This is a genomic window from Leifsonia sp. 466MF (genome assembly GCF_900100265.1).
Classification (GTDB): domain Bacteria; phylum Actinomycetota; class Actinomycetes; order Actinomycetales; family Microbacteriaceae; genus Leifsonia.
Map to the genome: position 1 here is coordinate 2,276,897 of NZ_LT629696.1, position 22,669 is coordinate 2,299,565.

Consider the following 22,669-nt stretch of genomic DNA (forward strand, 5'->3'; position numbering starts at 1 on the left):
TCCCCTATCTGGGAACGACTCTAGTAGGACGCCCGGTCCACACGAGGGGACGCGCCCGGGCCGGTGTTCGCGATTTCACACCCCTCGGATCCCGTGCTAGAGTTTCTTCTTGTGCCGCGGGGTGGAGCAGCTCGGTAGCTCGCTGGGCTCATAACCCAGAGGTCGTAGGTTCAAATCCTGCCCCCGCAACCGATAAGGCCCCCTGATCAGGGATTCTCTGATCAGGGGGCCTTCTTCTTTTGACGCACGGGGCCCTTCTCGAGCGTCGGGCCGATCTGGTCGAGCGTGAGCGATGGCACGAAGGCTGGGTCCTCGTAGAGCCGCTGGAGCACCGCCGTGTCGACCGCCCTCAGACCCGTGGCCGAAAACGCCGACTCGCCGGAGGCCGCCTTCCAGGCGCTCTGCCAGATCATCGCGAGCGTGAGCGCGCCGTCCACGAGCAGGCCGATCGTCTGCTCACCGAACGCGCCCCACAACGCGTCCGTCACCCGGACGCTCGAGTCGCCCGGCTTCGATGCGACGGCCGCGTACGCCGTGACGAGGGCACGTGGATCGATGGCCTTCGCCGAGCGATCCATCAACCGCACGATCGCGACGGCGGCTTCCTGCCCCGACGCGACTCCCGCAGGGAGCGTCGCCGTCGACAGCGCCGCCGTGATCCCGCTGACGATCTCGACGTCGTGCCGGTCGATCATGGTGGACTCGTACGCCGAGTGCACCCCCTTCCCGGTGCCGTCCTCCAGTCCGTCCGCCAGGAACGATCCGTGCAGCGGCTGGCACGCGTCGCCGACATAGTGGGCGACGAGCCCGGCCGCCGCGACGTATCGCGCGACGTCCTTCGCCCGGACCGCGGCCACGAGCTCGTCGTAGAACTGCCAGACCCGGAACGGGAGGAGTCCGCGTTTGTCGGGCTCGGTGTGGCCGAGGCGCGTGTAGTAGTCCTGCCACACCGCCACGGAGACGTCGGCCGGATCGTCGACGCAGCGCGCCCGCAGCGTCTCGCCGTCGAGCAGCTGGTCGATGTCGGCGAAGTGGGCGGGATGCTCCGGGCCGGTGCGGAACGCCGTGTCCCGACCACCTTTCACCACACTCGGCAGGTTCTTCCAGATCAGATCGGGCACGTCGGCGAGCGGAACGAAGCCGCCGTTCTTCTTGGCGAGGACGGTCGTCGTGTCGATCGCGCCATGGCCGAGGCCAGCGAGGCTGAAGCTGATGCGGTCCGTGTTGGCCGCGAGCAGCCTGCGGAGCTTCGCGCCCGTCACCTTCTCGCAGGCGAAGGTGGCGATCGTGTAGTGGCCCGTCTTCCCCCAGTAGGGCTGTGGGCCCGTGTTGTAGTCGACGACCAGTTCGACGTCCAGCAGGCGCAGGATGCTGCTGAGGCTGGTGGCGAGCGAGAAGTCGAAGGCCACCCCGGAGGAGCCCAGAAAGCTCTGACCGCCCCACTGGACGGCGATCGGGCGCAGCGGAGCATCGCCGGCCTGCACCAGATACCAGACGGTGCCCGAGTCGCCGGGCCGCGACTGAGCGGTGACCGGCACGCCCTCGCCATCCTGTCGCGCTTCCGGGTCCGGCGCGATCAGGAAGTCCGTCACATCGTCGAATCCGCCCCTGCTCCGGTAGCGGTAGAACAGCGCGGCGATGCGCCCGCGCAACTCGCCAGAAGCCGCCCCGAACGCCCGGACCCGCGCGCCGATCAGGCGCACGCCGATGTTGAGCTCGTTGAGGTCGGCGAGCTCTCCGGCGGCGGGAAGGCCGTAGCCCTGCGACGTCCACTCGGTGACGTCGTCCACCTCCACCAGGCCGACATCGAGGGTGGCGAAGCTTCGGCGTCCCGAGAACTGTGGGTAGACATCGGAGAACGGCTTGCGGGTGAGGTGGCGCGAGCTCGCACGGCCGACCTCCGCGAGGGCGCCGCCGAGGAAGCTCGAGACCGGGCTGCCCGCCGGCCCCGTGACGTGACGGCTCGTCAGCGCGAAGACGGTGTGACCGTCGGTCACCAGCGTTCCGACGCTGCCCAGGTTCTGCACACCCTGGCTCTCGCTGACGAGCGGGAAGCCGCCGCCGATCCGCGAGGTCGGCCAGGTGCGCGGCGGGAGAGCCGACGCATCCGGTGCCGACTCCGTCACCCGGACGACGCACACCGGCACCGTGCGACCGTCCGGGAGGTAGAGGGTGCGGGGCACCAGCTCCTCCGGCGACTCCTGGTCCGCTCCTGCGCCGAACCGGTCGGCGGGGATCCACTGGTCGACCAGAACGAGGATGCACGGCCAGGAGTAGTCGCGCACTTCGGAGTTGTCGAAGGTCCGTTCGCCGCGGGTGGCAGTGCGGGCTGCCGTGCGGGGCGCGCTCCCGGAGTCGGTGTGCTCTCCGGCAGGCCAGGGATCGCTCTTCCGGATCAGGTACAGGCCCACCGCGGTGCCGACCACGTTCTTCTTGTTGAGCAGATGCCAGTGGTACTGGTCGCGCGCCTCGAGCAGATCCGCTGTGGAGAGGCTGGCGAAGCTGCGGTCGGTGCCCAGAACATCCATGCGGTCCCCCATCCCGTCGCCGGCGCCGAGGTTCGCCCCCGCCGGCGCGGCCAGGATAGTCCCGGCGGGTGAACGTGAGGAGTCCGGATTCGCTAGTGTCGTGACGCAACGGGACGGGCGGGAGAACAGTGGCTGAGGAGCACGGCAAGGCGACGCAGGCCGCCGTCCGCGAGCGCAATCTCACGACCGCGCTGCAACTCGTGCTGTCGGGGAACGGCACGGCGACGCGCGCGGCGATCGCCCGCCGCACCGGCCTCACCAGCGCGACCGTCTCCTCCCTGCTCGCCGGGCTCATCGCCGACGGGCTCGTCATCGAGGGGCAGCTGGCCGAGAGCACGGGCGGGAAGCGCGCCACCACCCTCCGCGTCGCCGCGGAGAATCACGTGCTGCTCGCACTGCTGGTGCAGCCGGGACTCGTCCGCGGCGCGGTCGTCGACCTGCTGGGCGACGAGCTCGCCACCGTGACGCAGCGGGCCGCGACACCGGGGTCCCTCGAAGACGTGCGCTCTGTCGCGCGACGGTTGGTCGCCTCCACCTCGGCACGGATCGTCGCGGTCGGCGTGCAGGTGCCGGGCATCGCCGATGGCCCCCTGATCCGCGAATCGGTGCAGTTGGGATGGACGGACGTGGACCTGGCGCGCGAGCTGTCCGGGATCGTGGACGCGCCCATCCACCTGATCAACGACGCGGACGCGGAGGCCATCGCCGACTCGATCACGTCCGACGACTTCGGGGCCAACCAGCTCTTCGTCTCTCTGAGCACGGGTGTCGGGGCGGCCGTCATCATCGACGGGGAGGTCGTCGCCGGCGCCGCGCATCGCGCCGGCGAGATCGGGCACGTCCCGGTGCTGTTCGGGCCGGACGCGCCGCTGTGCGCCTGCGGCAACCGCGGCTGCCTCGAGGAGATCGTCTCGGTGACGAGCCTGCTGGGCCTCCCCCACGGCACCGACCTCGAGGCGCTCGACCTCGCGGCCCTCGCTGCCGCTCCGGACTCGCGCGAGCGCATCGCGGACGGCGCTCGCGTGCTCGCCCGCGCGCTGCTGCTCGTCGCCGCCGCCCTCGACGTGCCGAACATCGTGATCGGCGGGGCGGCTCCTCGGCTCGGGCCCGAGTTCATCGGACACCTGCGTGCCGAGGCGGCGCGGCATCCGGTCAAGGCGGCCATGCCGCTGAGCTTCCGGTACGCCCGCGTGGGCCAGGAGCACCCCTACCGCGGGGCGGCGCAGTACGCGCTGAAGTCGGCGCTCGGTGTCACCTGGGCGCACTGACCCTGCGAGCGGCGCGGCGGGCGGCCGGTCAGCAGCCGGTCAGCAGTCCGAGCAGTGCGGCGCCGTGGCGGCGGTCGTGGCCGTAGGTCGCGATGTCGGCGTACGACGGATCCGGGCGCTCGCCCATGTCGACGACCAGCACCGAACGGCAGGTGGCCCGTACCGCATCCACCACCTGGCGGGTCCACCGGGACGCCGCGTTGTCGGCGCCGACCACGACGACGGGCGTCGCGGTCGCGAGCACGAGCTCCGGATCGTCCGACGGCCCGACGGCGACGACCGGATTGCCGGACCAGGATGCAGAGGCATCGCTCCCCGGCTCGGCCCACGCCTCCTGCAGCGTGTACCAGCGCGGGACGCCCAGCACGTCGTTGTCGAGCGTCGCCAGCCGGACGACCGTGCACCGGCCGCGGAACGCCGTCAACGCCTCGCGCACGCCCGGAGCGAACCGGAACCCGCGCGAGGCGTCCAGATCGAGGTCGACCGCATCGGCGAGCAGGGTCATCACGACACCCCCAGCTGCGCGGAGAGCACCATCACGACACAGCCGCGGAGCACGATGTCGCGGCCCTGGCTCGTCATCCTGACCGTGACGCCCGAGTGGAACCCGGCCATCGTCCGGTTGCGGAGGGTCTCGCGTACGGCATCCAGCAGCACGCCGTCGAGAAGCTCCTCCGGACCGGCGAGGACGACCTCCGACAGGTTCAGTGCACCGACGATCGGCGCGAGCGCGACACCGAGCCGCTGCCCGGCCTCCCGCAGCACCGGCTCGGCCGGCGCCCCAGCGGCCTCGGCGGCCGCCACGCGCGACTCCAGCCGCGGAACGGCCAGCCAGGCCTCCAGGCACCGCTCGCGGTCGTACGGGGCCTCCGGCCCGGCATCCGTGCCGACCATCACCTGACCGATCTCGCCGGCGGCGAAGCGGCTTCCGAAGACCAGCGCACCGGCGACCAGCAGGCCGGAGCCGACACCGTGGCCCACCTTGACGAGCATCATGTCGCCCTGCGCGTCGGCGAAGCCGTGCTCCGCCAGCACCGCGACGTTCGCATCATTGGCGACGAAGACCGGCAGCCCGGTGCGTTCTGCGATGCGCTGCTGCAGCGGCTCATCGACCCAGCCGAGGTTCGGGGCGGTGGCGACCACGCCATCCGCCTCGACGATGCCGGGCGACCCGATGCCGATGCCCAGCACCGGCGCGGAGGTCAGCTCGACCAGGCGGTCGACGAGAGCGAGCACCTTGGCGGTCGCCTCCTCGCCGCGGCTCCCGGCGAGCTCCACCTCGGCGGTCTGCAGGATGCGGCCGTCCATGTCGAGGACGGCTCCGCGGAACACCGCGTGCTCGCTGAGGTCGACTCCGACGATCTGCGTCGCGCCGCGGTTGACGTCGAGGAGCACGGCGGGCTTGCCCGGGCGCGCGTCGTCGCGCTGGCCGAGCTCGACCACCAGGCCTTCGGCGATCAGCTCCCCCACGAGGTCCGAGATCGTGACGCGAGTCAGTCCCGTCGTCCGGGCGAGATCCGCCCGGCTGGCGCGGCCGGAGCGGTACAGGGACTGCAGCACGAGCGAGCGGTTGTGGCCGCGTGCATGCTCGGGCAGCACCTTCGTCCGGGGCCGGAGCGCCCGGCCCGGGACGAGCCCGTGGTCGGACGGCGCACCCCGATCGGAGGCGGTGGTGCGCTTGGCCAGGTCGATCGACATGTTTGTTAGTAAAGCTGACAATCAAAGTCGGCGCAAGAGTTTTCCGCGTTCGTCTTGTCGGATTCCGCACTTCGCACGGCGGCCGAGCATACGAAACGGCCCGCGCGAGAACGCGCGGGCCGTTTCAGCCGATCGAGGCGGCGGACTACTTGGCGGCGGGCTGCCCCTCCGCCGCGACGGCGTCGGAGATCGCCTGCTGCAGGCGCTTCTGAGCCTCGCCGTACGCGGTCCAGTCGCCGGACTTCAGAGCGGCCTGGCTGTCGCTGAGCGCCTGGTTGGCACGCTGCAGGGCCTCCTGGAGGGCCGTGTTGCCCGCGGCAGAGCCGCCGGTCCCTCCCCCGGTCTGCTCGCCGCCGCCGGTGCCGCCGCCGGTCTGACCGCCGGAGCCACCACCCTCGGTCGGCACGTTGTTGTCACCGGCGGACGCGCCCGAGTCGCCGCCGAACAGGGCATCGAGCGCCTGGTCGAGAGTGTCCTCGAACTCGATCTTGTCGCCGAAGGCCACCAGCACCTTCTGCAGCAGCGGGTAGCTCGTCTCACCCGAGGAGCGGACGTAGACCGGCTGCACGTAGAGCAGACCACCGCCGACCGGCAGGGTCAGCAGGTTGCCGTTGATGACCTCCGATTTACCCTGTCGCAGCAGGTTCAGCTGCTGCGAGACGGTCGGATCGGAGTCGAACTGGTTCTGCATCTGGCCGGGACCGGGGATGGTGTCGCTCGAGGGCAGTTGCAGCAGCCTGAGCTTGCCGTAGCCGGACGCGACCTTGCCCTTGGTGTCGCCGGCATCCGCATCCACCGCCAGGTAGCCCTTCAACACCGACCGGCTCGACTCGCTCGTGCCCGCCGGGATGAAGGTCGAGTAGAGCGAGAACGCGGGAGCGTCCTGGCCCGGCATCTTCATCGTCAGATAGTACGGCGGCTGCAGGGCCGGGTTGCTCGACGGCGAGGTCGGGTCGTTCGGCGTGGTCCAGGCGTCCTCACGGGAGTAGAACGAGCCGGCGTCGTCGACGTGGTACTGGCCGAGCACCGCCCGCTGCACCTTGAACAGGTCGGACGGGTAGCGCACGTGGCTCATCAGCTGCGCGCTCATGTCGCTCACCGGCTTGACGGTGGCCGGGAAGACCTTCTCCCACGTCTTGAGCACCGGGTCGCTGGTGTCCCACGCGTACAGGGTCACCGAACCGTCGTACGCGTCGACGGTGGCCTTCACCGAGTTGCGGATGTAGTTGATGTCGTCGAAGGCGTAGGCGGGCTTCGGTGTGTCCTTGTCTGCCGTCGCATCGCTCAAGCTGCCGACGTGCGAGTACGGGAACTGGTCGCTCGTCGTGTAGCCGTCGATGATCCACTTGACGCGCCCGTCCACGACCGCCGGGTACGCCTGCGAGTCGACGGTGAGGTAGGGCGCGACCTTCTGCACGCGCTTGATCGGGTCGCGGTCGTAGAGGATCTGCGAGTTGCTGTTGACCGCGTCCGAGAGGACGATCTGCTCGTCCTGGAACTTCAGCGCGTAGACCAGTCGCTTGAAGATGTTGTCGAGCTTCGGGCCGCCGTTCCCGTCGAACGTCGTGTACGTCTGCTGCGCGCCGTCCGAGCCGCCCGGGTAGTCGAGCTCGACCTGCTTGGAGCCCTTGGGGGCGCCGACGATCGAGTACGTCGGCGACTGCTCGCCGAAGTAGATGCGCGGCTGGTACGTGCCGAGCGTCCCGGTGGTGGGGATGCCCGACTCCATGAAGACCGGCTGGCCGTCGGGAGAGCGCTGGTTGCCGTAGGCGGCGACCAGACCGTAGCCGTGTGTGTAGACGACGGTGTCGTTGAACCAGTTGCGGGTGCCGCCGAGGCCGGACTGCTGCAGCTCGCGGACGGCGACCACCGCATCCTGCTGCGTGCCGTTGACCTCGTAGCGGTCGACGTTCAGCTTCTCGGGGAACGCGTAGTACTGCCGGAACTGCTGCAGCTGGCGGAACGACGGGCTGACGACGGCGGGGTCGAGGATGCGGATCTGCGCGGTCGTCTGCGCGTCCTGCCGCAGGGCGCCCTGCTCGGCCGTCGTCTTCGCGTTGTACGGGATCGTCTCGATGTCGCTGAGCCCATACGCCTCGCGGGTGTAGTCGATCCCCTTCTGCACGTAGGGCGACTCCAGCGTCTTCTGGCTCGGGTCGACCTGGAACCGCTGGACGACCCACGGCACGATCGCGCCGACCACCAGTGCGGCGACGATGAGCAGCGCCGTGCCGACCATCGGGAAGCGCCAGCGGCCGATGAAGGCCGTCAGCACGAACAGGATGGCGACGAACACCGCGGCGCCCGCCAGGATCGCGCGGCCCGGGATGGTCGCGTTGACGTCCGTGTAGGCGGCGCCGTTGATCATGTCGTTGACGTTGGAGTCGGTGACCGTGGCGTAGCGGTCGAGCCAGATGCTGATGCCCTGGAGGAGGAGGTACAGCGCGGCGATCACGGAGATCTGGACGCGCGCTGCGCGCGAGATGCGCACCTCGCGACCGCTGACCCGGATGGAGCCGTACAGGTAGGTGGTGGCGAGCGTCGCGAGCAGCGAGATGAGCACGACCGCCGACGCGAACCCGACCGCGCTGCGGTAGAACGGCAGCGCGAAGAGGTAGAAGCCGATGTCGAGGTGGAAGAGCGGGTCCGTCTTGCCATAGGCGGTGCCGTTCAGCCACAGCGCCGCGGTCTGCCAGCGGCTCGCGGTGGAGACACCGGCGAAGATGCCGAAGACGATCGGGATGCCGTACATCGCGAGGCGCCGCAGCGGCTCGATGACCTGCTGGTAGCGGTCGAGCTGCGAGTTCAGCTTGGCGTAGACCGGGCGCAGCCGGTACGCCAGCTGGATGGACAGCCAGAGCGGCAACGCCATCCCGAAGAAGCCGATGAAGAACATGGCGATGCCTGCGAACCACTGCGTGGTGAGCACCTGGAGGTAGCCGAGCTGGTCGTACCAGAGGATGTCGGCGTACAGCCCTGCGAAGACGAAGAACAGGATGACCACCGCGACGATCACCCCGAGAGTGATCCAGATGGCCGCGCGCCGGCGGCCTGCGGGTCGAGCTGCTGCTGTTGAACTCACGTATGGCCTTCTTGGTCTCGCGTGGCGGGGATGTGAACCATCCTAGGCAAGGGACGCTTGGAGAACGCTGCTACGCGACCGTGCGCTCACCGGGCGGGGCAGGTGGCGAGGCCGGAGGTGCTCGATCCGTCCTCCACCGCCTTCAGGACTTTGAGGGAGTCGTCCAGCGTCTTCACGGCGAACACCCGGAGACCGGCGGGGATGTGGCCGGTCACCTCGTCGCAGTTCGAGGCGGGCGCGAGGAAGTAGTCGGCCTTGCCGTCGTCGCGCGCCGCGTACATCTTCTGCCGGATGCCGCCGATCGGGCCGATCTGCCCCGTGTTGTCGATCGTGCCCGTCCCGGCGATGCGCTTGCCGCCGTTCAGGGATCCGGGCGTCAGCTTGTCGATGATCCCGAGCGCGAACATCTGGCCCGCGCTCGGGCCGCCCACGTCGTTGAGCTGGATCTTCACGTCGAAGGGGAAGGTGTAATCCATCCCGGCGCCGATGCCGAGCACGACCTGCCCGTGCGACTCGGTCGGGGTGATCGAGACGGTCGTCGGCGCGCCGTCGCGCACGATCCCGAGCTCGGCCGCCTTGCCGGTGCCGTTCTCCTTCACCGCGCTCCGGAGCTCGTCGACACTCGCGATCTTGGTGCCGTTGACGGAAGTGATCTCGTCGCCCACCTTCAGCACATCGGCGGCCGGCGTGCCCTTGATCAGCTGCTTGACGGCCACGTTCTCGGGGAAGGTGTAGCCGAGCTCGTTGAGGGCGGCGGCGATCGCATCCTGCTGGGAGTCGACCATCAGGGCGGCGTTCTCGGCGTTCGACTGCTCGGTGGTGGTGCCGGGCGGGAACACCGACTCGAGCGGCAGGACCGCCTTGCTCGGCTGGAACCACGCGCCCGCGATCTCCATCCACGACGGGCGCTGCTCCGGATTGCCCACCACCGAGACGGTGAGCAGGTCGAGCGACCCGGACGTCGGATAGGTCTTCTGGCCGGAGATGCTGATGAGCTCCTTGGCGTCCCCGCCCTCCGTCGCGCCGACCTGCTGGTCGGTGCCGAGGGTGTTGTAGACGGGCCCAGGCTGCTCGATCACGAACGGAGCGGGGACCAGCGCGAGCACCAGGCCGAGGACGACGGCGAGGCCGATGGCGACCCATCCGATGATCACGCGCCGCGGCGGCGCGATGCGCGTGCGCTCCTGGGTGCGCAGCGTCGGGTCCTCGTCGCCGAACAGCGTCACGGGGGCGTCCTCTCGTCAGGGTCGTGTTCGCCACAGGCGCACGGTCCGGAAGCGAGCATAGGGCAATTCCCACCCGGCATCCCGGCGCCAGCGGCTAGCGTAGATGACAAGCCTGAAGCCGAGCCCGACGGCTGCTCACCGGACGGCCGGCTCACTTCGAGGAGTAGGGAACGACGATGGCCGACGACCAGAACGAGGAGCGGGACGACGACGAGTTCCGCGACATGCTGAACCAGTTCCTGTCGGGGAACGGCGCATCGATCGACCCGAGCCGCCTCGCCGGCGCCGCGGGCCTCCCCAACGATCCCGCCAGCATCCAGGCGTTGCTCGGACAGCTCCAGAACGCGCTGATGAACCCGGGCGGCGGCATCAACTGGGACATCGCCGAGCAGCAGGCGCGCCAGCTGGCCGCCGACGGCGCCCATGCGGTCACGCCGGCCGAGCGCGCCTCGCTCGACCAGGCCTTCCACGTCGCCGCACTCTGGCTCGACCAGGCGACCGGCGTCGCGGGACTCAGCGCCGCGCCCGAGCTGATCGGCCGTGCCGAGTGGGCCCGGCAGACGATGCCGCTGTGGACGCAGCTGGCCGAGCCGGTTGCGCTCAGCATCTCCGACGCGCTCACCCGCGTCCTCGCCGAGCAGGCTCCGGAGGAGATGCAGGCCATGCTGCAGAACGCCGGCCAGGTCATGCGCTCCATCGGCGGGGCCCTGTTCGCGATGCAACTCGGCCAGGTCGTCGGGCAGCTCTCCAAGGAGGTCGTCTCCGGTGGCGACATCGGCATCCCGCTGCTGCCGGACGGCACCGCGGCGCTGCTCCCGCAGAACATCGCGGAGTTCGGCGACGGTCTCGACATCCCCGACGACCAGATCCAGCTGTACCTCGCGGTGCGCGAGCTCGCACACGCGCGCCTGTTCCGCCACGCCAAGTGGCTGCGCCTCCAGCTGATCACGCAGATCACGGCCTTCGCCAAGGGCATCACCATCGACACCGATGCCCTGGAGTCGCTGGCCGAGAACTTCGACCCGTCCAACCCCGATGAGCTGCGCGAGGCGATGGTGAGCGGCCGGCTGATCCCGCCGCGCACCGAGGAGCAGCAGGAGGCGCTCGCGCGTCTCGAGACCGTCCTCGCGCTGGTCGAGGGGTGGGTGGACGTGGTGACTGCCAACGCCACCCGCCTGCTCCCCCGGGCCGACGCGATCGCCGAGACGGTGCGGCGCCGGCGTGCATCGGGCGGTCCGGCGGAGTCCGCGTTCGCGACCCTCGTCGGGCTCGAGCTGCGACCTCGCCGGTTGCGCGACGCCGCCGCGATGTGGCAGGCCGTGACGGAAGCGGTGGGCATGGATGCGCGCGACGACCTGTGGTCGCACCCGGACCTGCTGCCGCAGTCGTCCGACCTCGACGACCCGTCGGCGCTGGTCGCACGCCTCACCGCCACCGCGACCGGTCAGGAGCCCGAGCAGGATGCGCTCGACCAGGCCATCGAGGACCTCCTGCGCGACGACCGGGACCGGCCGACCGAAGCCTGACCTGTGGATGACCGGGGTGCGCGGTCAGCGGCTGTGGACAACCGCTGACCGGGCCCCGGCGTCCGGCAGGATGCGGGGATGGCCCTCGCACTCGACCCCCGCATCCAACGCGTCTGGCGCACTCCGGACTGCCTGCAGTTCGGTGTGGAGCAGCCGGTGCTCGTGCTCGACGGCGTCAGTGCGGCCGACGAGCGGATGCTCGCGGCGCTCGCCTGCGGCGTGACCCGCGAGGGATTGCAGCTGCTCGCGGAGAGGGCCGGCGCGCCGCCGGGTGCGGCCACGGCGCTGCTGAAGCGCGTCGCGCCCGTGTTGACGCGCGATGACAGCTCAGAGAACCGGGACGAGCGACCGCCCGGCCGGCCGCCGCTCGTCGTGCTCGACGCAGCGGGACCGACGGCGTCGCACCTCGCCCGGATGCTGACCGACGCGGGCGCGGAGGTGCGCGGCGGACTCGCGTGGGACGACCCGGCGCTCGATCGGGCGGAAGCCGCGGTCCTGGTCGGCTCGTACGCGATCCAGCCGCAGCGTTCCGCCCGCTGGCTGCGGCGCGACATCCCTCACCTTGCGGTCGTATTCGGGGATGCCGGGGTCACGGTCGGGCCGTGGGTGCGACCCGGAACGGCGCCCTGCCTCCGGTGCGTCGACCTTCACCGCACGACCGCCGACCCGGCGTGGCCGGTGATGGCCACCCAGCTGCACACGCTGCCGCCACCGGGTGAGGACGCGATCACGTCCGCCATTGTCGCCGCCCGCGCCGCCGCGCTGGCGCTGGCGGGCATCGCCGCTGCCCGCGGACGGCCGGCAGCGCCGCCACCGGTCGGGGCGAGCTGGCGGCTGCTCCGGCATCGCGCGGACTGGGGCGGCGCCGACTGGGTCAGCCTCGCGTGGGAGCCGCACCCGGAGTGCGGGTGCCTCGGCCTTCCGCCGTGACCGTCGGCCGCAGCTCCGCCAGGAAGCGGGACGGCTGCCGCAGCTGCGGCCTGCCGGGCTGGTTTCCGCGCGCCGCCCAGCTGAGGTGGAGGCTGCGACGCGCTCGCGTGATGCCGACGTACAGCAGGCGGCGCTCTTCGTCGATCTGCTCGAAGGTGCTCGCATAGCTGATCGGGACGAGGCCCTCGCTGAGGCCGATCAGGTAGACCGAGGGCCATTCCAGTCCCTTGGCCGCGTGGAGGGTCGCGAGGGTCACGGCCGACATCGTCGGCTCGTGCTGACCGGCCTGCCGGGCGAGCAGTTCGTCGGTGAAGCCGCGGAGCGTCTGGCCGGGCGGCTGCTCGTCCACCAGGCCCATGATGGCGTTCAGCGACTCCCAGCGCTCGCGGACGGCGCCGCGGGCCTCGGGCGGCTGCACCGACCATCCCAGCGAGCGGAGCACGTCGCTGACCGACTTGAACAGCGGGTCCTCGGTGGCCGCGAGGCTGGCCGCCCGCAGCGACATGACGGCCTGGCGCACCTCCGGCAGGTCGAAGAAGCGCTTCGAACCGCGGATCTGGTAGCTGATCCCGAGGTCGCCGAGCGCCTGCTCGAGTGCCGCGGCCTGGACGTTGACGCGGTACAGCACCGCGATGTGCTCCGGCCGTGCCCCCGCGGCCAGCTCGGCGGCGATGCGTCCGGCGACGGCGCGGGCCTCGGCCCGATCGTCCTCGAAGGTGGAGGGCTCGGTGACGGGGTCACCGTGCGGTGTCCCGCCGGCGATCTCGGCCGGGCGCAGGGTCAGCGCGCCGGACCTCCCGCGCATCAGACGGTTCGCGGTGTCGATCACGGCCGGCGTCGAGCGGTAGTTCTGCTCCAGTCGCACCACGGTCGCGCCGGGATGCTCGTGCTCGAACCCGAGCAGGTACTCGCTGCGGGCTCCGGCGAAGGAGTAGATCGTCTGGCTGGCGTCGCCGACGACGCACAGGTCGCGGCGGGTGCCCAGCCACAGGCTGAGCAGCTGGTGCTGGAGCGGCGAGACGTCCTGGTACTCGTCCACGACGAAGAAGCGGTACTGCTCGCGCACCTGCAGGGCGACCGACGGCTCGGACTCGATCATCCCGGCGCAGGCGAGCAGCACATCCTCGAAGTCGATCTGCTTGCGTTCGTCCTTGAGGTCCTCGTACGACTGCAGCAGATCGGCGACCTGCGTCGCGGTCAGCGAGCCGGGGGTCGGCCGGTCGGCGGCCGTGTACTGCTCGATGCTCAGGCCAGAGACCTTGCGCCACTCGATCTCCGCGGCGACGTCGCGCAGGGTGGCCGTGTCCACTTTCACCTTGAGCCGCTCTGCGGCATGCCCCAGGATGCGGCCCTTGCCGTCGAGCACGGAGGGCAGCTGCCCGCCGACGACCTGCGGCCAGAAGTAGTTCAGCTGCGCGAGGGCGGCGGAGTGGAAGGTCCGCGCCGACACTCCCCCGGCGCCGAGCTGGCGCAGGCGGCCGCGCAACTCGGCAGCGGCGCGCGCGGTGAACGTCAGCGCCATCACACGACCGGGCGCATAGGCGCCGGAGGCGACGCCGTACGCGATGCGGTGCGTGATCGCGCGCGTCTTGCCCGTGCCGGCACCGGCGAGGATGCACACCGGGCCGAACAGCGCCTCCGCCGCGACCCGTTGCTGAGCATCCAGCCCGGCCAGCAGGGCGTCCGGGCCGGAGAGCGCGGTGCTCACGGCGCCGGCGGCTCGTCGAGCGGGCCGCCGTACCAGTCCTCGATGAGGGCGCGCGCGATAGACGAGCGGCCCGGGAGGATGATCTGCTCGCGCGCCGCCCACAACTCGTCGCGGGTGAACCAGCGCACGTCGAGGATCTCCTCACCGTCCGGATCGAGCGCGCTCGCGGCCTGATCGTCGGCCAGCCGCGCCGTCATGCCGACCATCACCGATGCCGGGAACGGCCACGGCTGCGAGCCCTTGTAGCGGGCGTCGACGACGCGAATGCCCGCCTCCTCGAACATCTCGCGCTCCACCGCCGCCTCGAACGACTCGCCTGGCTCGACGAACCCGGCGAGCAGCGAATAGCGGGAGTTCTCCCACATCGCGTTGGAGCCGAGCAGGAGCCGGTCGTCCGCATCCAGCACCGTCACGATGACCGCGGGGTCGGTTCGCGGGAACACTTCGGAGCCGTCCTCGAGGCAGCGCCGCACCCAGCCCGCCTGCTCGACCACCGTCGGCGATCCGCAGCGGGGGCAGTGCGTGTGCGTCGCGTGCCAGTTCGCCATCGCGAGCGCCTCGGTGAAGAGGCCCGCGTCGCGGTCGCTCAGCGCGGTGGCGACCGTACGCAGGTTGCCCCAGCGCGCCTCGTCCGGCTCCAGCTCCTGCGCGGCGGCGTCGGTCAGCACCTGCAGCACCACGGCGATGCCCGCGGGCTCGGTCGCCGAGGCGACCGTGGTGCGGCCGAGGTACACGCGGATCAGCGCGGAGGTGACCCGGTCCACCGGCAGCAGCTCCAGCTCGGCCGGTCCGGCATCCGGGGCCGACCAACCGTCGGCTGCGGGGGTCGCGGCCGCGACGCTCTCCGCGGTCAGCAGCGCCCGTCCCTTCCACAGCGCGAGCACGCGCGTGGTCGGCTCCTCCCAGAGCTCGTCGAACAGGGCGGGCCGCGATCGCGCGGCATGGTCGCGATCGGTTGCGTGCCGCGAGAGCGGAAGAGCGGCGAGGGGAAGGGCGGGAGTCGGGGCGGACGACATCGAGGTCCTTTCGGGGCGTGGCGGACGGCCGTCGCAAGGAGGTCCAATTAGCCTAGGTGCATGGCCAGATCCCACTTCACTCTAGCCGCGCTGGCCACCTCGGCCGTTCCCGACCTCGACGTCTCCGGCGCCCGCAGCTACACCAGGAGCGGCGCAGGCGAGTTCGACTCGGCGCTGCTGTCGACGAGGGACGGCTCCACCGTCATCGTGCGCGTGCCGACGAACCAGATCGCGGAGACCGAGCAGAGCGCCGACCTGGTCGCGCTGCGCGCACTCACCACCGGCATCCGCAGCCGTCTCCCGTTCGAGGTGCCCCGCTACCTCGGCCAGGCGCCGGTCGCGGGAACGCGCGCCGTCGTCTACGACTTCCTCCCCGGCGAGCACATCGCGGTGGAGGACGTGCCGCCGGGCGACGGCCTGGCCGGGTCGATCGGGCACGCCATCGCGGCCATCCACGCGCTCCCCACCGCCTTCGTCGGCGAGGCCGGCCTGCCGGTGATGTCATCGGCCGAGTGCCTCACGGCGGCGAACTCGGTCATCGAATCGGCCGCATCCACCGGTCTCCTGCCCGTGGCGCTGCGCGACCGGTGGCGGGATGCGGCGGCCGACCACTCGATCTGGCAGTTCCAGCCGACCGTCATCAACGGCTCCCTCACCTCCGACTCGTTCCTCGTCGAGGACGATGTCGTCACGGCCGTGCTCGGCTGGTCGGCGCTCCGCGTCGGCGACCCGGCGCGCGACCTGCACTGGCTGCTCGCCATGAACCCGGAGGCGACCGACGGCGCCCTGGGCGCCTACGCCTCCACGCGGCAGGTCGCCACCGACCGCCAGTTCACCCAGCGCGCCATGCTGTACGCCGAGCTCGAGGTGGCCCGGTGGCTGCTCCACGGCCGCGAGGTACGCGACCAGACGATCGTGGATGACGCGGTCGAGATGCTCGACGGCCTGGTGGACCGCGTCCGCAGCAACTCGATGAACCCGCTCTCGACGGCGACCGGCCCGATTATGGCCGTCGGCGATGTGGAGGCCATGCTCGACCGGACCCCCGGCGACCGCACGGATCCCGGAGGCTACGGGCGCTCGGGCGGGATGAAGCCGGTCGCCGACGACCAGAGCGACGTCAGCTCCTCCTCGGCGTAGAGGCGCTCCGGCCGCACGACCGCGTCGTCGGCCACGAAGTAGAAGACGGCGTCGATCCGCTCCGGGTCGATCCCTGCGTAGCGCGCGAACGCCAGGCGGTAGAGCGCGAGCTGCAGCTGCTTGCGCTCCAGGTCGTCCGCGTCGCGCGGCGCCTTGCCGGTCTTCCAGTCGACGATCTGGTAGTCGTGGATGCCGTCCTCCGCCCGGTAGACGGCGTCGAGCTTGCAGACGACCACCTGCCCTGCGAGGGTGATGTGGATCTCCAGCTCCACCTCCTCCGGACGCCGCCCGGCCCACTGGCTGCGCTCGAAGGTGGCTCGGAGCTCCTCGAAGCGCTCGGCCTCGAGCACGTCGCCTGCGAGGTCGTCCAGTTCGGCGACGTGGGCGTCGAGCACGTCGGTCGCGCCCGCGACCGTGCCGAAGCGCTCCTCCACCCAGCGGTGGAACAGGGTGCCCAGCCTCGTCTGGCGGTACGGGCGCTCGGGCATCGGCCGGCGCAGGGTCGCCGCCACCGATGCCGGGTCGGTCACGTAGTCCTTGAACCGCGAGGCCGGGATGCGCGCGGGCAGCTCGACGAGACCCGCCTCTTCTGCGCGTCGGGCGCGCTCGGCGAGCAGCAGGTCGAGATCGCGCGCGTAGACACCGCCGTCGCCCACCCCGCGCTCCCGTGCTCGGCGGACCGCCTCCGCCGCTGCCTCGACGCGCGTGCGGCGGGCGCCGAGCGGCTCAAGCGGCCAGGTCACGGTGGATGCGGTCAGCGCGAGCGGGTTCTCCTCCGGCTCGTCGCAGTCCGGGAACGCGTCCGGCGGCAGCAGACCCGCCTCCTGCAGTTCCAGGAGGTACGACCCGGGGCCGCGCGGCTTGGTCTGGGTCGACCAGTACGAACCGGACAGCAGCAGCCGCTGCCGGGCCCGGGTGACGGCGACGTAGATCAGCCGGCGCTGCTCGTCGAGGTGCCGGGCGAGGTTGTCCTCCTCGAACGCCGCGATCGAGTCGTTGACGTCCTTCTGGGTCTCGGCGGTGCGCCAGGCGATCACCGGAAGCTCGGCAGAGTCTCCGCGGAACTCGTTCGGTAGCTGCCCGAAGGCCAGCCAGCCCTTGCGGCTCTGCGGCGGCCCGGGGAGCTCCCCCTCGACGAGGCGCGGGACGGCCACGACATCCCACTCCAGGCCCTTCGCGCCGTGGATGGTGAGGATCTGCACGGTGCCCGGCTCCGGCTCCTCGCTGCGCGGGGCCAGGTTGTCGCGCTGCTCCGCCTCCGCGAGCCATGACAGGAAGGAACCGAGGGTCGCCTGGTCGTCAGCCGCGAGGTACGAGGCGACCTGCTCCGCGAACGCGTCGAGGCTCGCCTGACCGAGCTGCGCGGTCTCGTTCGCCGCGACCTCGATGTCGAGCAGAAGCTCCTGCTGCACCAGCGTGACGAGGTCGAGCAGGTCGAGCCCGACCCGTGACCGCAGGTGGTCGAGCCGTCGGCCGGCGTCGCGCATCCGCGCCAGACCCTCCGGGCTGAATCCCGCCAACCGTCCGTGGTCGTCCGGTGCCTCGACGACGAAGTCGAGCGCATCCACCAGGGACGCCGACTCCTCCCCCGCGACGGATCGCCGCAGCCGGTCGCGCAGTTCGGGATCGAGCCGCTGGTACCGGTGGTCGCGCTCGGCGAGCCACGACGCGACATCGCGCAGCGCGGCGATGTCCTTCGGCCCGACGCGCCACTTCGCGCCTGTGAGCAACCGGATCAGCTCGGAGCCGGCGGTCGGGTCGTGCATCACCCGCAGAGCGCTGACAAGGTCGGCGATGACGGGCTGCTCCAGCAGGCCGCCCAGCCCGAGCACGTGATACGGGATGCCGTGGCGGGCGAGGGCGGACGTGAACACGTCGATCTTCTTCAGCGACCGGCAGAGCATCGCAGCACTCGGCGGGACGCCGTCGTCGTCGCGCTCGCCGAGCCGTGCGCCGAGCCAGCGCGCCACCGTCTCGGCCTCGTCGGCAACCGTCTGCTCGAACATCGCTGTCAGCTCCCCCGCGACAGCACCGGGGCGCGGCTGCAGGCGCTCGACGTGCACCGGTGAGGCGGCCGTCAGCGGCTCCACGAGCGCGTTCGCCGCATCCAGGACGCGCGTCGGGTTGCGCCAGCTGGTGCTCAGCGCGTACTCGGCCGCTCCGCCCTCCGCCCCAGCGCGCTGACCGGTGAAGTCGGCGGAGAATCGGCCGAGGTTGGCCGCGCTGGCGCCGCGCCAGCCGTAGATGGACTGGTGCGGATCGCCGACCGCCATCACCGGCTGCCCGGCGAACAGCGTCGAGAGCAGACGCGTCTGCACGACGGAGGTGTCCTGGTACTCGTCGAGCAGCACGACGCGGTAGCGCCGGCGGTAGTCGGCGACCACCGCGGGGAGGCGCTCGCTCACATCCAGCGCGAGGGCCACCTGGTCGGAGTACTCGACGAATCCGCGACGGCGCTTCTCGTCGGCGAAGGCGCGGGCGAGATCGAGCAGCGGAGGAAGCGACCCGACCGCGTCGACGGCCGAGCGCACGGAGGCGTAGAGCTCCTTCACGCGCCCGTTGCCCGTCGGCAGCTCGGCGATGCGCGCGAACTGCTCCACCATCCGCTCGACGTCGTCCGGGTCGGCGACGTTCTCGCTGAGCGCCCGGCTCAGCGTCACGACCGCGGTCGTGACCGCCTCGACGCCCCGGTCGAGCTCGACCAGGCGGTCGTCGGTGCTGGTCACGACGAGACGGCGGGCGAGCTGCCACGCCGACGCCTCGCTGAGCACCGCCGACTCCGGCTCGCGGCCGATCAGCAACGCGTTCTCGCGGAAGATCGCGTTCGCGAACGAGTTGTAGGTGGCGACCGCCGGGGCGTCGAACGGGTCGAACTCCACCTCGGTCACGCCGGACGCGACCAGCTGCTCGATACGGGTGCGGATGCGGCCCGCCAGCTCGCCCGCCGCCTTGCGGGTGAACGTCAGGCCGAGGATCTCGGGAACTCGAACGTGGCCGTTCGCGAGCAGCCAGACCACCCGGTTCGCCATCGTCTCGGTCTTGCCGCTGCCGGCTCCCGCGACCACGATCGCCGGTCGGAGCGGCGCCTCGATGACCGCCTGCTGCTGGGCGGTCGGGATGGGCAGCCGGAGAGCCTCGGCGATGTCCGCCGCGCTCAGCGCACGCGACGGGCGCGGCCGCTCCTCCTCCGTCTCGGCCAGTGAGAAGGCCTGCTCGACGAGGTCGAGCTCCGCCTGCTCGGTCGCCCACTCCAGGAGGCTCTCGTCGTCGACGTGCGTCGCTTCGTCCGTCATGCTCCTCCTCCCGCGCTCACCGCAGGCACCAGGTGGATGCGGTACTCGTACTTCCCGTGCGGGTCGCGTTCGCCCAGGTCGACGACCCCGGCGAAGGTCGCGCCCGCCATGCCGTCGGCCGCTCGCGCGACGCGCTCTCGCAGCCGGTCGAGCCCTTCGTCGTCGACGCGGTCCTGAGCGACCTCGCGGTAGCCCTTCCCGCGGACGCCCTTGGCGACGAAGAGCAGCTTCGCCCCGCCGGATGGCAGGTCGGCGGCCTGCTCCACCGCTCCGTGCTCCAGGGCGAGCTGATAGGCGCCCAGCTGCGCGTGCTCGGCCGCTTCCGCCGCCGAGGGCGTGCGGTTGCCCGTCTTGAGGTCGACGATGACGACCGTGCCGTCCGGTGTGCGCTCCACCCGGTCGATCGTCCCGCGCACGAGCGCCCGGCCGAGGCGCAGCTCGAAGGCGCCCTCGGAGCCGAGCAGCACACCGCCGGCGCGCTCGAAGTCGCGGAGGTACTCCGAGACCCCGGCCGTGAGGGTCCGCGTCCGTCGCCGTTCCTTCTCCTCCAGCCACGGCGACTCGAACGCGAGCTCGCCCCACCGGCGCTCGATGCCCTGCCACAGCCGCTCGACGCTGAGGTCGCGGTCGTCGCTCGTGCTCGCCTCCTCCATGACGGCGTGCACGACGGTGCCGATGCCCGCGGCGAGACCGCTCGGCGAGGCGGCCATCGTGTCCACGAACCACGCCAGCGGCGACTTCTCGAACGTCTCCAGCCGCGACGGAGACACCCGGACCACGGCCTCCGGGTCGTCGAAGTCGACCAGCGGCTCGGTCGTCGACGGCTCGAGCAGGCCGTACCAGGCGGCGGGATCGGCGCCCTCCACGTCCGCGTCCGCCAGCCGGGCGAGCGCTTCGGCCGCGTCAGGTGCGCCCGTCGTGGCGAGGCGGCGACGCAACCGGCCGACCATGCCACGGAGGGAGAGCGGATGGGCGCCGTCGTCGGCGTCGTCGACGGCCAGGTCGGCCGCGAGGCGCAGGAACGGGGAGGGCTGCTCGTCGTCGTTCGCCGTGGCCGTGAGGATCACCTGGCCGCGGGCGCGCGAGACCGCCAACGCGAACATCCGGAGCTCGTCGCCGAGCACCTCCGCCCGCTCGTCCTCGGTCACGGTGGTGCGACCCTCCACGGCGTCCGCGAGCTCTTGCGGGTGCAGCAGCGAACCGCGCAGGCGCAGGTTGGGCCAGACGCTCTCCTGGAGTCCGGCGACGACGACGACCTCGAACTCGCGACCGATGGTGGCGCTCGGGGTGCAGACCAGGACGGCGTCGCCGGCAGTACGGGCGGCGAGGGTGTCCTCCGGCACCTCCGCGCCGAGGAGTTCGACGACGAAGTCGGAGGCCGGACGCTCCGGGTAGCGCTCGACGAAGCGGCGGGCGGCGGTGAACAGTGCGACGACGCCGTCGAGGTGCCGGTTCGCCTCGTCGGCGACGATGCCCGTCCGCTCCGAGTGCTCCAGCCAGCGGGCGGCGAGGCCGCTGCGCTCCCAGACGTGCCAGAGCAGCTCCTCGATCGAGGCGCCGTTCTCCGCCTTCTCGCGGCCGGATCGCAACGTCTCGGCCAGGCGCGCCGCCCGGCGGGCCGGGCTCGCGTCGATCGTTGCCAGGTGCGCGGGATGCTGCAGCGCCTCGACGAGCAGCTCATCGCCCGGGCGGTTGCCGTCGCCCGCGAGCTCCTCCTGGCGGAGGGCGAGGCGCAGCCGTCGCAGGCTGACGCTGTCGAGCCCGCCGAACGGCCCGAGCAGCAGTTCGGTGGCGACCGCGGGCGTCAGCTCGATCGCCCCCAGCTGCACGCCGGCGATCGTGATCAGCTGGCGGGCGGCGAAATCGTCGCGCAGCGGACGCCCGGCGATGCTCGTCGTCGTCGGGACCTCGGCGACCGCGAGGGCACGCGAGAGGGCGGGTACATGGGCGCCCGAACGGACCACGACGGCCATCGAGCTCCAGGGGACGCCGTCGAGCAGGTGACGTTCGCGCAGCTTGCGCGCCAGCCGCGACGCCTCGGCGGGGGCGGACACCGCGACGAGCCGCACGATCTCGGGGCGGCGCGCGGCCGCATCCACATCGTCAGCATCCACCTGCGCCGCATCCGGCTGCTCCGGTTCCGGGCGCCCGGCCGCGGCCAGCCGCTGGACGCCCGCTGCGGCCGTGCCGATGCGTTCGGTCACCCGGGCGGTCAGCTCGCGCAGCGCGGGCGTCTGGCGGTGCGCCGTGGTCAGCACGAAGCGGGTCACCGGCACGCCGAGGCGACCCTCGAGCTGCCCCAGGGCCGTGGTCTGGGCCCCGCGGAAGGTGGTGGATGCGACATCCGGGTCGCCGAATGCGACGACCGCGACGCCGCGCGCCGCCAGCGCCCGCAGCAGCGCCAGCGTCGCGACCGTCGCCTCCTGCAGGTCGTCCACGAAGACGGCGCGCAGGCCGTCGAGCGAGCTGCCCTCGGCGATGACCGTGACCGCCGACGCGATGAGCTCGGCCGAGTCGACGAAGCCGCCGCGATAGCTGTCGACCACGAGCTGATACTCGGCGATGAAGCGGGCGGCGGCGCGCCACTCGTCGTGGCCGGTGATCGCGCCGAGCTCGGACAGCCGGGAGGGGGTGACGCCGCGCTCGGCGCAGCGCGCCATCAGCTCGCGCAGCTCGGTGCGGAATCCGCGCAGCGTCCGCACCTCCTCGACGAGCGGCTCGGGCCAGACCGGACCGGTTCCGTCCTCCAGGTGGCCGCTGATCAGCTCGGCGATGATCTGATCCTGCTCGCCTCCGGTGAGGAGGCGCGGGGGCTCCGCTCCGATGCGTCGCGCCCGCTCGCCGACGAGCTGGAACGCGAGCGATGTCGCCGTGCGCGCCAGAGGCCCCTGCGTGGGAACGCCGAGGCGCAGGGCGATGCGGTCGCGGAGCGCCGTCGCCGCGGTGCGCGAGGCGCTCAGCGCCAGCACCTCGTCCGGCCGGTAGCCGCGGTCGAGCACGCGCTCGGCCAGGGCCTCCACCAGCGTCGTGGTCTTGCCCGTGCCGGGCGCTCCGAGCACCGCGGCGGAGGCGCCGTCCGGCAGCTGGAGCACCTCCGACTGCGAGCCGTCGAGCGCCGGGCCGCCCGCTGCGGGAGGGGATGCGAGGGTGCCGGCGGCGTGCATCCGGAAACCTCGAGCGATCATGTCCTTCACGGTATCGGCGTCCGCCGACAGAGAACGCGAGCGGGGGCCGCGAGCCGTGTGCCGTAGTCT

The 22,669-nt window shown here is 71.7% G+C and carries 13 protein-coding genes and 1 tRNA gene; 5 read left to right on the forward strand and 9 right to left on the reverse strand.

Annotation, left to right across the window (positions count from 1 at the left end; all coding sequences use genetic code 11):
- Positions 1-115 precede the first annotated feature (115 nt).
- Positions 116-189, forward strand: a tRNA-Met gene (locus BLR91_RS10885).
- A 32-nt stretch (positions 190-221) separates the two neighbouring features.
- On the opposite strand, the gene BLR91_RS10890 is transcribed toward BLR91_RS10885, so the two are convergent.
- The gene (locus BLR91_RS10890) at positions 222-2,528 is read right to left on the reverse strand and encodes a S1/P1 Nuclease (protein ID WP_089875331.1); all 2,307 of its coding nucleotides are present in this window, start codon (positions 2,526-2,528) and stop codon (positions 222-224) included.
- Positions 2,529-2,656: 128 nt separating this feature from the next.
- On the opposite strand from BLR91_RS10890, the gene BLR91_RS10895 reads away from it, so the two are divergent.
- The gene (locus BLR91_RS10895) at positions 2,657-3,796 is read left to right on the forward strand and encodes an ROK family transcriptional regulator (protein WP_089875330.1); all 1,140 of its coding nucleotides are present in this window, start codon (positions 2,657-2,659) and stop codon (positions 3,794-3,796) included.
- Between the two features lie 28 nt (positions 3,797-3,824).
- Here the strand turns inward: BLR91_RS10895 and BLR91_RS10900 are convergent, their stop codons facing one another.
- The 4 genes from BLR91_RS10900 to BLR91_RS10915 form a co-directional block, all read right to left on the reverse strand.
- Positions 3,825-4,301, reverse strand: coding sequence for a hypothetical protein (locus tag BLR91_RS10900; RefSeq protein ID WP_018190488.1), 477 nt, complete (start codon positions 4,299-4,301; stop codon positions 3,825-3,827).
- The gene (locus tag BLR91_RS10905) at positions 4,301-5,494 is read right to left on the reverse strand and encodes an ROK family transcriptional regulator (protein ID WP_089875329.1); all 1,194 of its coding nucleotides are present in this window, start codon (positions 5,492-5,494) and stop codon (positions 4,301-4,303) included. Before BLR91_RS10905 ends, BLR91_RS10900 begins: the two co-directional genes overlap by 1 nt.
- A gap of 145 nt (positions 5,495-5,639) precedes the next feature.
- Complete coding sequence (locus BLR91_RS10910) at positions 5,640-8,576, reverse strand: UPF0182 family membrane protein (protein ID WP_231918888.1); 2,937 nt, start codon at positions 8,574-8,576, stop codon at positions 5,640-5,642.
- Positions 8,577-8,662: 86 nt separating this feature from the next.
- A complete protein-coding gene (locus BLR91_RS10915; RefSeq protein WP_089875327.1) occupies positions 8,663-9,802 on the reverse strand; it encodes a YlbL family protein in 1,140 nt (379 codons plus the stop codon).
- 176 nt (positions 9,803-9,978) lie between these two features.
- Between BLR91_RS10915 and BLR91_RS10920 the strand changes: the two genes are divergently transcribed.
- Positions 9,979-11,328 (forward strand): zinc-dependent metalloprotease, encoded by a 1,350-nt coding sequence (locus BLR91_RS10920; RefSeq protein ID WP_089875326.1) that lies wholly within the window; start codon positions 9,979-9,981, stop codon positions 11,326-11,328.
- 78 nt (positions 11,329-11,406) lie between these two features.
- On the forward strand, positions 11,407-12,258 hold the full coding sequence (locus BLR91_RS10925) for a hypothetical protein (RefSeq protein ID WP_089875325.1): 852 nt from the start codon (positions 11,407-11,409) through the stop codon (positions 12,256-12,258).
- Here BLR91_RS10925 and BLR91_RS10930 read toward each other — a convergent pair.
- Complete coding sequence (locus BLR91_RS10930) at positions 12,203-13,966, reverse strand: ATP-dependent helicase (RefSeq protein ID WP_089875324.1); 1,764 nt, start codon at positions 13,964-13,966, stop codon at positions 12,203-12,205. The two genes, BLR91_RS10925 and BLR91_RS10930, sit on opposite strands and share 56 nt — an antisense overlap.
- Entirely contained in the window at positions 13,963-14,982 is a 1,020-nt protein-coding gene (nudC, locus tag BLR91_RS10935; RefSeq protein ID WP_089875323.1) for an NAD(+) diphosphatase, read from the reverse strand. The genes BLR91_RS10930 and nudC overlap by 4 nt, the downstream gene beginning before the upstream one ends.
- A 60-nt stretch (positions 14,983-15,042) precedes the next feature.
- On the opposite strand from nudC, the gene BLR91_RS10940 reads away from it, so the two are divergent.
- The gene (locus BLR91_RS10940) at positions 15,043-16,122 is read left to right on the forward strand and encodes a phosphotransferase (protein ID WP_018190480.1); all 1,080 of its coding nucleotides are present in this window, start codon (positions 15,043-15,045) and stop codon (positions 16,120-16,122) included.
- On the opposite strand, the gene BLR91_RS10945 is transcribed toward BLR91_RS10940, so the two are convergent.
- Positions 16,053-19,415: an ATP-dependent helicase gene (locus tag BLR91_RS10945; RefSeq protein WP_089875322.1), complete on the reverse strand. Its 3,363-nt coding sequence runs from the start codon at positions 19,413-19,415 to the stop codon at positions 16,053-16,055. The two genes, BLR91_RS10940 and BLR91_RS10945, sit on opposite strands and share 70 nt — an antisense overlap.
- Complete coding sequence (locus BLR91_RS10950) at positions 19,412-22,600, reverse strand: ATP-dependent helicase (RefSeq protein WP_172823205.1); 3,189 nt, start codon at positions 22,598-22,600, stop codon at positions 19,412-19,414. The genes BLR91_RS10945 and BLR91_RS10950 overlap by 4 nt, the downstream gene beginning before the upstream one ends.
- Between the last annotated feature and the right edge of the window lie 69 nt (positions 22,601-22,669).

Bases quoted from the DNA above. Each gene is read 5' to 3' on its own strand.
- BLR91_RS10940 (WP_018190480.1), top strand. From the start codon at position 15,043: ATGGCCAGATCCCACTTCACTCTAGCCGCGCTGGCCACCTCGGCCGTT.
- nudC (WP_089875323.1), bottom strand. From the start codon at position 14,982: ATGTCGTCCGCCCCGACTCCCGCCCTTCCCCTCGCCGCTCTTCCGCTC.
- BLR91_RS10920 (WP_089875326.1), top strand. From the start codon at position 9,979: ATGGCCGACGACCAGAACGAGGAGCGGGACGACGACGAGTTCCGCGAC.
- BLR91_RS10905 (WP_089875329.1), bottom strand. From the start codon at position 5,494: ATGTCGATCGACCTGGCCAAGCGCACCACCGCCTCCGATCGGGGTGCG.
- BLR91_RS10945 (WP_089875322.1), bottom strand. From the start codon at position 19,415: ATGACGGACGAAGCGACGCACGTCGACGACGAGAGCCTCCTGGAGTGG.
- BLR91_RS10900 (WP_018190488.1), bottom strand. From the start codon at position 4,301: ATGACCCTGCTCGCCGATGCGGTCGACCTCGATCTGGACGCCTCGCGC.
- BLR91_RS10950 (WP_172823205.1), bottom strand. From the start codon at position 22,600: ATGATCGCTCGAGGTTTCCGGATGCACGCCGCCGGCACCCTCGCATCC.
- BLR91_RS10925 (WP_089875325.1), top strand. From the start codon at position 11,407: ATGGCCCTCGCACTCGACCCCCGCATCCAACGCGTCTGGCGCACTCCG.
- BLR91_RS10890 (WP_089875331.1), bottom strand. From the start codon at position 2,528: ATGGATGTTCTGGGCACCGACCGCAGCTTCGCCAGCCTCTCCACAGCG.